Source organism: Marinobacterium alkalitolerans (assembly GCF_017776525.1).
Lineage (GTDB): Bacteria > Pseudomonadota > Gammaproteobacteria > Pseudomonadales > Balneatricaceae > Marinobacterium > Marinobacterium alkalitolerans.
The window spans coordinates 1-13,061 of the sequence record NZ_JACVEW010000014.1 but is presented as its reverse complement, the minus strand read 5'-3'; the positions used below and the strand labels follow the sequence as shown (position 1 = coordinate 13,061).

The 13,061-nt window shown below is 58.1% G+C and carries 14 protein-coding genes; 5 read left to right on the top strand and 9 right to left on the bottom strand.

The genetic code is table 11. The features are described from left to right. Positions 1-59: 59 nt before the first annotated feature. The 3 genes from urtA to H9C73_RS10035 form a co-directional block, all read right to left on the bottom strand. A complete protein-coding gene (gene urtA, locus H9C73_RS10045) occupies positions 60-1,346 on the bottom strand; it encodes an urea ABC transporter substrate-binding protein (RefSeq protein WP_209287696.1) in 1,287 nt (428 codons plus the stop codon). A 186-nt stretch (positions 1,347-1,532) separates the two neighbouring features. After that, positions 1,533-2,393 (bottom strand): S-methyl-5'-thioadenosine phosphorylase, encoded by an 861-nt coding sequence (gene mtnP, locus H9C73_RS10040; RefSeq protein ID WP_209287695.1) that lies wholly within the window; start codon positions 2,391-2,393, stop codon positions 1,533-1,535. A gap of 75 nt (positions 2,394-2,468) precedes the next feature. Next, complete coding sequence (locus H9C73_RS10035) at positions 2,469-3,584, bottom strand: FAD-dependent oxidoreductase (protein WP_209287694.1); 1,116 nt, start codon at positions 3,582-3,584, stop codon at positions 2,469-2,471. 216 nt (positions 3,585-3,800) lie between these two features. On the opposite strand from H9C73_RS10035, the gene arsS reads away from it, so the two are divergent. Genes arsS through H9C73_RS10010 form a run of 5 tightly spaced genes read left to right on the top strand, consistent with a single transcriptional unit; the run spans position 3,801 to position 8,988 of the window. Continuing rightward, positions 3,801-4,763 carry an arsenosugar biosynthesis radical SAM (seleno)protein ArsS gene (gene arsS / locus H9C73_RS10030; protein WP_209287693.1) on the top strand — a complete coding sequence of 321 codons (963 nt, stop codon included), beginning with the start codon at positions 3,801-3,803 and terminating at the stop codon, positions 4,761-4,763. Continuing rightward, the gene (locus H9C73_RS10025; protein ID WP_209287692.1) at positions 4,760-6,910 is read left to right on the top strand and encodes an FAD-dependent oxidoreductase; all 2,151 of its coding nucleotides are present in this window, start codon (positions 4,760-4,762) and stop codon (positions 6,908-6,910) included. The genes arsS and H9C73_RS10025 overlap by 4 nt, the downstream gene beginning before the upstream one ends. Position 6,911: 1 nt before the next feature. Then, positions 6,912-7,601 carry a TIGR04283 family arsenosugar biosynthesis glycosyltransferase gene (locus H9C73_RS10020; protein ID WP_209287691.1) on the top strand — a complete coding sequence of 230 codons (690 nt, stop codon included), beginning with the start codon at positions 6,912-6,914 and terminating at the stop codon, positions 7,599-7,601. Continuing rightward, positions 7,598-8,245 carry a TIGR04282 family arsenosugar biosynthesis glycosyltransferase gene (locus tag H9C73_RS10015; protein ID WP_209287690.1) on the top strand — a complete coding sequence of 216 codons (648 nt, stop codon included), beginning with the start codon at positions 7,598-7,600 and terminating at the stop codon, positions 8,243-8,245. Before H9C73_RS10020 ends, H9C73_RS10015 begins: the two co-directional genes overlap by 4 nt. Beyond that, complete coding sequence (locus H9C73_RS10010) at positions 8,242-8,988, top strand: DUF3047 domain-containing protein (RefSeq protein WP_209287689.1); 747 nt, start codon at positions 8,242-8,244, stop codon at positions 8,986-8,988. The genes H9C73_RS10015 and H9C73_RS10010 overlap by 4 nt, the downstream gene beginning before the upstream one ends. An 18-nt stretch (positions 8,989-9,006) precedes the next feature. Here the strand turns inward: H9C73_RS10010 and H9C73_RS10005 are convergent, their stop codons facing one another. The 6 genes from H9C73_RS10005 to H9C73_RS09980 form a co-directional block, all read right to left on the bottom strand. Next, positions 9,007-9,519 (bottom strand): M48 metallopeptidase family protein, encoded by a 513-nt coding sequence (locus tag H9C73_RS10005; protein ID WP_209287688.1) that lies wholly within the window; start codon positions 9,517-9,519, stop codon positions 9,007-9,009. An 8-nt stretch (positions 9,520-9,527) separates the two neighbouring features. Beyond that, a complete protein-coding gene (locus H9C73_RS10000; RefSeq protein ID WP_209287687.1) occupies positions 9,528-9,833 on the bottom strand; it encodes an MTH1187 family thiamine-binding protein in 306 nt (101 codons plus the stop codon). 198 nt (positions 9,834-10,031) lie between these two features. Further along, entirely contained in the window at positions 10,032-10,334 is a 303-nt protein-coding gene (locus H9C73_RS09995; protein ID WP_209287686.1) for a type II toxin-antitoxin system RelE/ParE family toxin, read from the bottom strand. After that, complete coding sequence (locus H9C73_RS09990) at positions 10,322-10,579, bottom strand: type II toxin-antitoxin system Phd/YefM family antitoxin (RefSeq protein WP_209287685.1); 258 nt, start codon at positions 10,577-10,579, stop codon at positions 10,322-10,324. Before H9C73_RS09990 ends, H9C73_RS09995 begins: the two co-directional genes overlap by 13 nt. Before the next feature lie 141 nt (positions 10,580-10,720). Next, positions 10,721-11,131 (bottom strand): hypothetical protein, encoded by a 411-nt coding sequence (locus H9C73_RS09985; protein WP_209287684.1) that lies wholly within the window; start codon positions 11,129-11,131, stop codon positions 10,721-10,723. 63 nt (positions 11,132-11,194) lie between these two features. Beyond that, positions 11,195-12,883 (bottom strand): ATP-binding protein, encoded by a 1,689-nt coding sequence (locus H9C73_RS09980; RefSeq protein ID WP_209287683.1) that lies wholly within the window; start codon positions 12,881-12,883, stop codon positions 11,195-11,197. Between the last annotated feature and the right edge of the window lie 178 nt (positions 12,884-13,061).

The window sequence follows — 13,061 nt, the reverse complement described above, 5'->3', positions numbered from 1 at the left end:
GACTCCAGAGGATGGGAAAGGCGGCCCCGCCGTGACAGGGCCGCAAGGGAAACGCCTGATCAGTTGGCCTGGCCACCGCAGGACTGGGTTTCCACGTTGTAGTTGCCGCACTTGACCGGAGCGGTCCAGTCGGCCAACAGGTTCTTGGAGCCCGGCAGGAAGTCGGACCAGGCATCACCCGGCACTACGCCCTCGGTTTCCCAAACCACCTCGAATTGACCGTCATCCTGAATCTCGCCGATCAGCACCGGTTTGCTCAGGTGGTGGTTCTTGTTCATCACGGCAGTGCCGCCGGTCAGGTTGGGCACTTCCTGGCCGATCATCGCCTGCTCGACCGCGTCCACATCGGTCGTACCGGCTTCGGTCACTGCCTGGGCCCACATGTTGAAGCCGATATAGGTGGCTTCCATCGGGTCGTTGGTTACGCGGTTTTCATCACCGGTGAAGGCGTGCCATTTCTGGATGAATTCGCTGTTCAGGTCGGTATCCACGCTCTGGAAGTAGTTCCAGGCGGCCATGTGGCCCACCAGCGGGCCGGTGTCGATACCGGACAGTTCTTCCTCGCCCACGGAGAAGGCGACAACGGGGATATCTTCGGAGGAGACGCCCTGGTTACCCAGTTCCTTGTAGAAAGGCACGTTGGCATCGCCGTTGATGGTGGAGACCACGGCGGTTTTCTTGCCGGCGCTGCCGAATTTTTTGACGTCAGAGACGATCGACTGCCAGTCGGAATGACCGAAGGGGGTGTAGTTGATCATGATGTCCTCGGCCGCCACACCCTTGTCTTTCAGGTAGGCTTCGAGGATCTTGTTGGTGGTACGCGGATAGACGTAGTCGGTGCCGGCCAGCACCCAGCGCTCCACGCCCAGCTCGTTCATCAGGTAATCCACGGCCGGGATCGCCTGCTGGTTGGGCGCCGCACCGGTGTAGAAGACGTTCTTGGAGGACTCCTCGCCTTCATACTGAACCGGGTAGAACATCAGGCCGTTCAACTCTTCCAGCACCGGCAGCACGGACTTGCGGGACACCGAGGTCCAGCAGCCGAAGATCACGTCCACCTCTTCCTGCGTCAGCAGCTCACGGGTTTTCTCGGCAAACAGCGGCCAGTTGGAGGCCGGGTCAACCACGACCGGCTCAAGCTGCTTGCCCAGCAGGCCGCCCTTCTTGTTCTGTTCTTCGATCATCATCAACACGGTGTCTTTCAGCGTGGTCTCGCTGATAGCCATGGTGCCGGACAGAGAATGCAGCACACCTACCTTGATGGTGTCCGCGGCCAGCACGCTGAAAGACAGCGTGGATGCACCCATTGCCAGCGCTATACCGGCGGTCAGTGATTTGATCTTCATTGCAGTACCCCCTTCGGTTCCGAATCCCTTCAGTGCGGGTGGAACCCTTGTTATCGATCGGGCCTCAACGAGGCCGGGAAAAACAACTCAGTGCCCGATCGATTATTCCCAAGGGGTGCAACGGGGGGTATGCGCGTAATGACGCAGTGGGATACGTCAAATGACGTACCCCACCGAGGGAAGGCGTTATTGCAGAAGGAGTTCGACCAGCGCTCGGCGGGCCTCGGGGATCTGCTCCATAGGAGTCACCAGCCCCTGTTTCAGGGCCTGATGGGCCTGGGACTCGGGCGCGTGCCGGTTAATCAGCTCGATCGCGGTGCGCGCGATCCGCTTGGCGTTGTCCGCATTATGCATCAGGTTGGCAATGGCCAGTTCGGCCGTCACATGGTCCTCTTTGGGGTTCCAGCTATCGTAGTCCGTCACCATCGCCAAAGAGGCATAGGCCATCTGCGCTTCCCGGGCCAGACGGGCTTCCGGCATGTTCGTCATGCCAATCACACTCGCCCCCATCTGGCGATACCACTGTGACTCGGCGCGGGTGGAGAACTGCGGCCCCTCCATGCAAACGTAAGTGCCGCCGGTGTGCAGGTTGGGCGCGTTTTCCTGAGCGGCAACGGCTTCCGCCAGCAGCTTCGAGAGCGCAGCGCACACCGGGTCGGCAAGTGCCACATGGGCCACTACCCCCTCGCCAAAGAAGGTGTTCACGCGGTGCCGCGTCAGGTCGATGTACTGGTCAGGAATCAGCATGTCGCGCGGCGCCACCTCGGCCTGCAGGGAGCCAACGGCCGAAAAGGACACCAGATAACGCACTCCCATCTGTTTCAGGGCATGGATATTGGCGCGGTAGGGCACTTCCGTGGGCAGGAAGCGGTGATCGCGACCGTGCCGGGCCAAGAACACCACAGGCACACCGTCCATGTTGCCCGTGACCAGCGGGTCAGAGGGCGCACCGAAGGGGGTATCGATGCTGTGCTCCTGTACGTCGGTCAGCCCTGGCATCTGGTACAGGCCACTGCCGCCAATGATGCCGATACGTGCTTGACTCATCTGTGTCTCCCTGTCGCCTGATTGTGAGCCCTTGATACTCCACGCTTTTCAGGATCAGATCAATCCATGCGCGGCTTATGCCGGCTGATCAAAGCCTTCCACGAAGCGGCGGTCGATCCAGTCCTTGAGCCGCCAGACCCAGCGTCCTGAGAACGCCAGAGGGCCATAGCTTCCAATGGCGCTGCCCTGACCACAGGACAGCAGATAGAGCGCATAAGGGCGAGGGTTGAACGGCTTCAGCGGGCGCTGATCGAGGGCCGCCTTCAGATTATGGGCCAGAACGGGCCCGGCCCTGACCGCATGTACCCCGGAACGGCTAAGCCGGCCATCCTGCCGGCTGCACACATCGCCGGCGGCAAATACTGCGGGGTGGGACAGGCTCTGGTGACAGGGCGTCACGCTGACAAAGCCTTCCGTATCCAGCGCCAGCCCGCTGCCCTCAAGCCAGGACGCGGCTTTGGCCCCAGTTGCGGCCAGCACAAGGTCGGCTTCGATCGTTTGCCCTGCCGACGTCACCAGCCTTCCCTGCCGCACTTCGGCCCGCGCATCCACCCGCGTGATACCGGCTTGCGCCAACTGTTTGCGTACCCTGCGCCGAACGCCGGCATTGAACTCCGGCAGCACGCCCTTGTCACCCGCCACCAGCGAAACCCTGAAGTCTTTGCCGTCTGCAGGCGTGGTTTTTAGCGACTCTCGGATCGCCATGGCCAGCTCGACACCGCCCGCACCACCACCCACCACGGCAATATGTCCCCCCGGTGCCGACATCAACCGGGGTTGTACCTGTTGCCACTGCTCGCAAAAGGCCTCGATCGGTTTTACGGGCACCTGCTCACCCTCAAACGCTGTCAGTGTACCCATCCGGGTGGAGGAGCCGGTATCAATCGACAGGTAGTCATAGCCCTCCACCACGCCGCTGTGCAGCTCAACAGTGCGGTCCGAAGCCTGCAGGCGAACGGACCGATCCAGACACAGGCGACCGCCAGCAGCCGCCACCAGCGGCGCCACATTGATGCGGCACTGATCAAGCGCATACAGCCCGGCCACCCAGCCGGGGACCATGCCGGAGTAGTACTGCCAGACCGTGGGCGTAATCACCACCAGCTCGATATCCGAACGGGGCGAACGGGCCAGCTCACGCAGCACCAGCAGGTGTGCATGCCCCGCTCCCAACAGTACCAACCGCTTCATGCCATATCCCTGTCGTTGATGTTCAAGGTGAGATCCTGCAAGGCAGCTTATGCCCGATTTTGCCTCGCCGTCCAGCCTCTGCCTTGCCCTGCAAAAGACCATCCAGTCGCCAACACACTCTTTTGACACGAAAAAAACAGAAATCAGTTGTAAGGAAAGGCGCACTTGGCTTGACTAACAGACAAGCCAAACGGATTTTTTGATCGGGAGCCCAAGATGCTGTCCACCATAGAACTGCTTGAAGTCACCGACTTTCCCAGCCTTCAGCGTGCGCAAACGCAAACCTTACAGGTCAACCTGGGCTATCGCTGTAACCAGACCTGCGTGCATTGTCACGTGAACGCCGGCCCCAACCGCACCGAAATGATGGACGACGCCCTGATCGACCTGATCCCGCAGGTGCTGAAAGCGCGCGATATCGGCACGCTGGACCTGACCGGCGGCGCGCCGGAACTTCATCCCCGTTTCCGAGATCTGGTCAGGGAGGCACGGGCACTGGGGGTCAACGTGATTGACCGCTGTAACCTGACCATTCTGTTCGAGGATGATCAGGAGGGGCTGGCCGAATTTCTGGCCGAACAGCAGGTTGAAGTGGTCGCTTCCCTGCCCTGCTATTCGGTTGAGAACGTCGACAAGCAGCGCGGCAAGGGCGTCTTTGACCTCAGCATTGCGGGGCTGCAGAAACTGAACGCACTGGGCTATGGCCAGCCCGATTCAAACCTCACCCTGAACCTGGTCTACAACCCGCAAGGGCCGTCCCTGCCGCCGCCACAGCAGGCGCTGGAAGCGGATTACCGGCGTGAGCTGGAAGAGCATTTCGGGATTCAGTTCAGCCAGCTGTTCACCATCACCAACATGCCGATCAAGCGCTTCGGCTCCATGCTGGTGTCCAAGGGACAGTTCGCGCCCTACATGCAACTTCTGAAGGACAACTTCAGCGAGGCCAATCTGGATAACCTGATGTGCCGCTCCACCATCAGCGTGGACTGGCAGGGTCGCCTGTATGACTGCGACTTCAACCAGCAGCTCGAGCTGGCCGTTCCGGGCCAGACCCGCACATTGAAAGACCTGCTGGAAGCCGATCTGGATGGCCACTCGATCTGCACCGCCGACCACTGTTACGGCTGCACGGCGGGACAGGGCAGCAGTTGTGGCGGCGCACTGGGCGACTCAGCATGAAAAAGCTGTTCATACTGGCGGCCATTGCGGCCATCGCCACCGCCTTCTTCATGCTGGACCTGCACCAGTGGCTGACTCTGGAGGGCCTCAAGTCCGGTCTGGGCCGGTTTGAGAGCTGGCGCAGCGAAGCACCTCTGCTGACGGCAGGCGGGTTCTTCCTGCTCTACGTCATCGTCACCTCGCTCTCCCTGCCGGGAGCAGCCGTGATGACGCTGGCGGGTGGGGCGCTGTTCGGGCTTGGGCAGGGTCTGCTGCTGGTCTCCTTTGCCTCCACCATCGGTGCGACGCTGGCCTTTTTGGTTTCCCGTTACCTGCTGCAAAGCTGGGTGCAATCCCGGTTTGGCAACCGGTTAAGTGCCATCAACCGCGGCATCGAGCGTGACGGTGCCTTTTATCTGTTTACCCTTCGCCTGGTGCCCGCGTTCCCCTTCTTCCTGATCAACCTGCTGATGGGGCTGACGCCGATCAAGGCCTGGACCTTCTACTGGGTGAGTCAGATCGGCATGCTGGCCGGCACGCTGGTGTACGTGAATGCCGGTACCCAGATCGCGCAACTGGAAAGCCTGTCCGGCATTCTGTCACCGGACCTGCTGATCTCCTTCGCGCTGCTGGGCCTGTTCCCGCTGTTGGCCAAGAAACTGATCGGCTGGATTCAGCGTCGCCGGGTGTATGGCCGCTGGCAGAAACCGGCCCGGTTTGACCGCAACCTGATCGTGATCGGCGCCGGTGCCGGCGGGCTGGTATCCGCCTATATTGGCGCGGCCGTCAAAGCGAAAGTGACCCTGATCGAAGCGCACAAGATGGGCGGCGACTGCCTGAATTATGGCTGCGTGCCCAGCAAGGCATTAATCAAAAGCGCCCGGGTAGCCCACCAGATGCGGCAGGCGGAGCGGTATGGGCTGGAGGCGTCTTCTCCCCGGTTCTCCTTCCGTGCCGTTATGGCCCGCATCCATGCGGTCATTCGTCAGGTGGAGCCCCATGACAGCGTCGAACGCTACACCAACCTGGGCGTTGAAGTACTGCAGGGCCATGCACAACTGATTGACCCCTGGACCGTGGAGATCCGCCTGCACGAAGGCGAGACCCTGCGCCTGACAGCCCGCAGCATCATTCTGGCAACAGGTGCCAGCCCGGCCGTGCCGCCCCTGCCCGGACTGGACGACACCGGCTACGTCACCAGCGATACGCTCTGGGACCGGTTTGCCGAGCGGGATACGCCCCCCGAGCGTCTGGTGGTGCTGGGCGGCGGCCCCATCGGCTGCGAGCTGTCACAAAGCTTTGCGCGACTGGGTTCAAAAGTGACGCAGGTCGAGCGCGGACAGCGCCTGATGGCACGGGAAGATCCCGAGGTTGCCGAGCTGGTGCAGACATCGCTGCAGGATGATGGCGTGCAGGTCCTGACGGAGCATGGTGCGCTGCGTACGGAGCGGCGCGACGGATGCAACTACCTGATCTGTGATCATCAGGGCCAGGAAGTGGTGCTGCCGTTCGATGAACTGCTGATCGCGGTGGGCCGACAGCCGCGCCTGACCGGCTACGGGCTGGAAACGCTCGGCATCGAAACGCAGCGCACCCTGACCACCAATGCCTATCTGGAAACCCTCTACCCCAACATCTACGCGGTCGGGGATGTGGCCGGCCCCTATCAGTTCACCCATACCGCTGCCCATCAGGCCTGGTACGCCGCCGTCAACGCGCTCTTTGGCCAGTTCAAGCGTTTCCGTGCCGATTACCGCGTGATCCCCTGGACCACCTTCACCGACCCGGAAGTGGCCCGCGTCGGACTCAGCGAGCAGGAAGCGATCGAGCGCGGCATCCCGCACGAAGTCACCCGATACGGGCTGGACGATCTGGACCGCGCCATTGCGGAAAGCGAGCGCAAGGGCTTCGTCAAAGTCCTGACCGAGCCGGGCAAGGACCGCATTCTGGGGGCCTGCATTGTCGGTGAGCATGCCGGCGAGCTGCTGGCGGAGTTCGTCCTCGCCATGAAGCACGGGCTGGGGCTTAACAAGGTACTGGGCACCATTCACACCTACCCGACCTGGGCCGAAGCCAACAAGTATGCGGCGGGTGAATGGAAAAAGGCCCACGCCCCGGACGCGGCCCTGAAGTGGCTGGAACGCTATCACGCATGGAGGCGGGGCTAGCATGAGCAACACGGGCTTCGATTGGGCCATTGTGGTGCCGGTGTTGAACGAGATCGACACCCTGCCCGACCTGCTCGACCACCTGCAGATCTGGCAGCAGCGCGGTGCAGAGGTACTGCTGGTGGATGGCGGCAGCCGGGATGGAACGGCAACGGCCGCCCATGAGCGCGGCTTTCGGGTGATCTCCGCCCCGCCGGGGCGCGCCAGCCAGATGAACGCCGGTGCCCATCACACCCGGGCCGCCCATCTGGTGTTTCTGCATGCGGATACCCGCCTGCCCGGGCACGCGGACCAGCGGATTCAGTCCGCGATCGCCCGCTCCGCCCTAGCCTGGGGGCGCTTCGATGTGCGCATTGAAGGCCAGTCTCGCCTGCTGCCGGTCGTCGCCTTCCTGATGAACCTGCGCTCCCGCCTGAGCGGCATTGCCACGGGAGATCAGGCGCTGTTCATCACGCGGGCGCTGTTCGAGCAGGTGGGCGGTTTTCCCGCTCAGCCACTGATGGAGGATATTGAAATCAGCAAGCGCCTGAAACACATCAGCGCCCCTGTCTGCCTACGCGCCAGGGTACGCACCTCCGGTCGACGCTGGGACCAGCGCGGCAGTTGGCGCACCATTGTGCTGATGTGGCAACTGCGCTGGGCCTACTGGCGCGGAACCCCTGCCCAGCAGCTGGCGGAGCGTTACCGATGAATACCACGCGGATTATTGTGATCGCCAAGGAACCCATTCCCGGCTTTGCCAAGACACGCCTGATACCGGCACTGGGCGAGGATGCGACGGCAGCGCTGGCCGACCGCCTGTTACAGCATGCCCTGAGCCAGGCACTGGCCGCGGATCTGGGTCCGGTCGAGCTCTGTGTTGCCCCTCACCGGGACGCGACCTACTGGAAAAAGCACCTGCAGAACGGCAACGTGACGCTGACCCAGCAAGCGGAGGGCGATCTGGGCGTGCGCATGATGCTCGCCGCCGAACAGGGCCTTCAACACGGCTGCCCTGTCATGCTGATCGGTACCGATTGTCCGGGGCTGAACGCCCGGCGACTGCGCGCCCTTGCCGAGGCGCTGTCGCGGCACGATGCCTGCCTCGGCCCGGTCAGCGACGGAGGCTACGCCCTGCTGGGGCTGCATCAAGCGCACCCTCTGCTGTTTACCGATATGCCCTGGAGCACGCCGGACGTGGCCCGCCTGACGCGGGAGCGGCTGCAGCAACTGGGCTGGCGCTGGGCCGAGTGCGAAACGCTTTGGGATGTGGATGAACCCGACGACCTCATCAGGCTCAAGGCTGACTATCCAGAATTGGCAGAGTACCCGGAACTGGCAGGAGAGCCGTCATGAAGCAGATCGGATGGGCCGCAGCACTGCTGATCGCCCCTGTGTGCAGCGCTGCTGAGGGTGTGATTGAGGTGGGCAATTTCAGACAGTACAGCCAGATGCCCGAACCTCCCTGGCAACTGGTTCGCTTTGATGACGACATTCCGCCCACCCGATACGCACTGCAACAGTATGAGGGCGTGCACGCCGTCGAGGCCCGGGCCGAAGCCAGCATGGCCCTGCTGGCCCGACCGCTGGCGATCAACCTGCAGCAGACGCCGGTCCTGTGCTGGCGCTGGTGGGTAGACGCCCCCATCGAACAGGCCGATATGACCCGCAAATCCGGCGATGACTATGCCGCCCGTGTGTACGTCACCTTTGATCTGCCGGACAGCGCCCTGAGTCTGGGCACCCGCATCAAGCTGGGGCTGGCACGTGCCGTGCACAGCGATGACCTGCCCGCCGCCGCCATCAACTATGTATGGGACAACCGCCACCCCGTTGGCACCACTCAGCCCAACGCCTACACCGACCGTGCCCAGATGCTGGTGCTGCAGAGTGGAACCGACAACAGCGGACGCTGGATTGAACAGCGGCGCAACCTGCTGACTGACCTGCAGCAGCTATTCGAGGCCGATACCGGCGTAACGCGGCAACTGGCTGTCGCCTCGGACACGGACAACACCGGCGCCACTGCCCGCGCCCGTTTTGCGGACCTTCACCTGGTCCCCGCCGACCAGCCCTGCCAATTCCCGCCTCAGAGCTGACCCCGGTCACTTGGCCGCTTACCAGAGGTCGCCATACCGCTCGCGGTGACAGAGGTACAGCCGCAACTCAAACTCGAGCTGATGGTAATCCGGCTCCATGTAGCAGCAGAGCTTGTAGAACGCCTTGCCGTGCTCCTTCTCGCGCAGGTGCGCCAGCTCATGTACCAGAATCATGCGCAGAAACGGCTCCGGCACCTTGCGGAACAGGGACGAAATTCGAATCTCGTTCTTCGACTTCAGCTTCTTGCCCTGCACCCGCGAGGCATAGGTGTGCAGGCCCAGCGCATTGTTGATGATGTGAATCCTGTCGTCGTACACCACCTTGCTGATCGGCGAAGAACTGCGCATGTACTGGTTCTTGATGCCTTGTGCGAAGTCATACAGCGCTTTCTCGGACGCCAGCCCATGGGCCTGCGGATACTTCTGCAACAGCCAGTCGCCGGAACGCTGATTGTCCAGCAACGTCTGCGCCTGCTGCTGAACGTCCGGGCTGTAGCCGCTGAGATACTTGGATGCCCTGGGTTTGCTCATTGGTTGGATCAGCCCGCGCCCAACTTGTCGGTCACACTCTGCACCTTGTCCTGCATGCTCTGCTCACGATCCGTGCGCGTCCCCAGCCGCATGGACGAACTGATACGCGGCGCCCCCATCTCATGGAGAACCTCGTGACAGCGCTTCACCGCCGCCATCACCTCATCCCAGTCGCCCTCGATATTGGTGCCATAGGCATGCAACTGATGCTCAAGCCCCGCCTCCTCCAGCACCCGCTGACAGGCCGTAACATACTCGGACACGGAAACGCCCACACCCAGCGGGATGACACAAAGATCAATCATGACTTTCATAAGCGCTCCTGTTGGCAAGGGTTATTGAGAGACATTTTACCTGCGTACCCGGCAAACGGGAAAAGGGGGAAGTTGAAGGCCTGTTAAGTGTCCGAACAGAGGGGCTGCTTTGCGCACGAGGTTGACGTTAACGCCGAAGCGCAGCAATGACTTTGACGTAGTGAAGCGGAGGCAAAGACATCCGGGTGACGCGCCTGGTTAGCTGTTCCCAAGCATGAAGGCACGAAGCTGCTGCTCCTCTCGCATGACATAAAGGATGAAGACCCGCTCCTGATCTTCACGATAAAAAATGCGACAGGGTGGAACCACTACCTCCCTGTAGACCGAATTGGGGAGCTCTGGAGGAATCCGCCCTGATTGGGGAAAATCTTCCAAGCGCTCGGTCTTATCGAAAACTTCCTGAACCAGATGTTTTGCGGCAGCAGGGTTATCCAGAGCAATGTACTCAGCGATGGCATCCAGCTCTTGCAGGGCGGGCTCCGTCCATATTACTTCAGCCATTTACCCATTTTCTCCCTGGCCTCACCTTGGCTGTACGTTCGTCCCTCAAGTACAGCAAGCTCTCCCCGCGAAAGCCCCTCAAGCAGCGCAAGTCGACGCTGCATAAACTCGTAATGCTGCACATCGACCAGGTATGCGGATGGCTGACCATGTTCCGTGATCAGTACCGGCTCTTTAGACACATGAAGATCTGCCAGAATCTTTGTGGCTTGGCGCTTGAGGTTCGTAACAAGCTCAACTTTCATGTGCTTCACCCTGAATCAGACCAATAGTGACACTATAGTATCACTTATCGGGTAGAGCAATCACAGCTAACCCTTGCAGCATGCGCGCCTACGGAATGGAGCCGTAGGCGCAATGTAGTGGGCATAATCTTCACCCACTTGTTAATTGGATACCTCAATGTACCACTTGGGCTTGATGCGACCGAAATCACGGCGAACATTTGATTTCAGTGCCATTTTTGAGTCGAGCACCTTTGCCTCGCCATTTTCTCGGACGAACAGAACCCAATGCCAAAATGGCTTGCCCTGCTCTATTCGCCATTTAATTGCCAGAAGGGCCTTGTCTGGCAACTGCTCCCAAGACTCGAATGGTGTTTCTTTGGGAGAGACAGAAATACCGAAATCTCGCAAAAGCGTTCGGACGTACTCGGTGTCGGACCAGAGCGATGTGTCTGACGCATAAATGCCCAGAACATTGGCTCTCTTTTTCGCCTCAGCATAGCTGAGACCCGCCAGTGCAGCAGATGCCGCGATGCCACAACCGGTCACTTCTTCCTGAACGACGACTTCCATACCTTTACCAATTAACGCAAGAGCGCAACGGCGCACTTTAATGCGTCCGAGTGACGCGGATTGTTAAACTACGGAATCCGAAGTTCTAGGCGTAAATTCTATATCCAGTATTTCTTTTAGATACCATTTCAAACAAAAAACCTCAATTTTATGAGCTTTTTTGGGATTATCTAAAAAGTACTTAGTATAAGACTCGTTCGAATCAGGGGCTATTATTTGCATTTTCCGCTCTTCCCCGTTTACGTCCTTCAGGACATCATCGTGCTTTATATCCGATTCCCAGCAAACAATGCTGTGTAGATTTTCAAAGGAATGATTGAAGTTTCCCGTCAACGTTCTTTTAAATTCTACATAGAATAGGCGAGCACTAGATATAGGCGTTTTTTTATCCCCCTTGGCAATAACATCGATCCCCTCATGCGTGTCGTAATCAACAACATGAAATGGAAAGAGGCCTGGCCTCTTTTGTTCGAGTAATATAAATATTGAGAATACTCCACTTTCTCGTTCAGGCTCCACAAGCGTAAGCCCTTCATAAACAGCAACGTTTGACCGATTAACCTTCTTAATACGCCATTCAAAGTTCTTCTTTTCTTTTTCAGTTGTTTGGTATGCCTGAGCCTCATCTTCAAGCCATTCCAATGAAGTCCACTCATCACTCTTTATAATTTCCTCATATATTTTCTTTACCTCCTGCTGGAGGTCCTGAAGAACTTCCGAAGGAGTATTATCTATAGATCCTCTGTTAGCTGTGAGCCGAAGAGCCTGACAATTGATAAAGGCATGGAATTTTGTATACTCAGAACCCTTAAAGGTGATCCATTCATTCTTTCTCTGGATTGGTATAAAATCTTTGCAAACCCACAACCCATATCGCTCTTGGATAGTATAGGCACCAGTTGGTGCTGAATATCCTGGCCTTCTTAGCATCGCATTATAAGAATACTTTCTATACTTTCCTTCCACACAAAAAATAGCGTTGAATCGGATCTCAGGATAGTTTTTAAGGCTTCCAGTTCTAACTATCCTCTTGGAGTAATGATCAGGGGCTTTTACCAAATGCTCTTCGAACAGCTTATTTATATCTTTGCTATCCTCTGGGAAGTAATGGCCTTGCTGGATTGTTTCAAATTCTTCCTCACCCAACCCCTTCAGCTCGAGGGTTACAGGCGTCTTGAAATCAAAGAACTGATTCTCTACCGATCCATGCTTTGTAAACCAAGAAATATAGTCCTTCAAAATATCGTGAGTAAACTTATCTCGTCGATTGTTGTTGTAACCCCAAACTACTATTTTCGTTCCTTTCTTAACTCCCTCTTTACTAACCACGTGAGCAACTGGTATCTCTCGATCGAAAAGTTTCCGAAATGGAGAATCCATAGTGGCGTGCAAGCCATTGCTCCCATCTGATGTTTCAACCTCAATCTTTTCGCTATTGAAATAGACTTTAGTTCCATGGCCTTTCTCGCCAATTGATTCGATATCATCCCTTCGGGTAGAGTTTCCCAAGTCGAAAAAATTCTGCAATTGCTCAGAAGTCATTCCGGCGCCGTTATCAGAAATCTCGATTTTCAAAACGGATTCGCCGTATTTTTTTACGACGTCAAAGCAAATTTTAATTTTTGAAGCTTTGGCGTCATAAGAATTACTAATCGCCTCTCTCACCAAATCCAAAGGATTAGAAAAATCATTGGCAATTTCAATAAACTCTTGAGTTTCATCAACAGCAGGTCTTATTTCGAACGAATTCATCTCATCTCTCGATTGGTTGTATTTTTGTTTAACGCCGCCAGCATGCGCGGCTACGAAATGAAGGCGAAGCCGCAATGTAGTAGGCGTCGCCATGGCTGGCCTTGTATGGATAATTCCGTGTGTTTTCCGGGTAAATTGGGACCCACCCTCAACGGCCATTGAGGGCCTTCATGCAGCA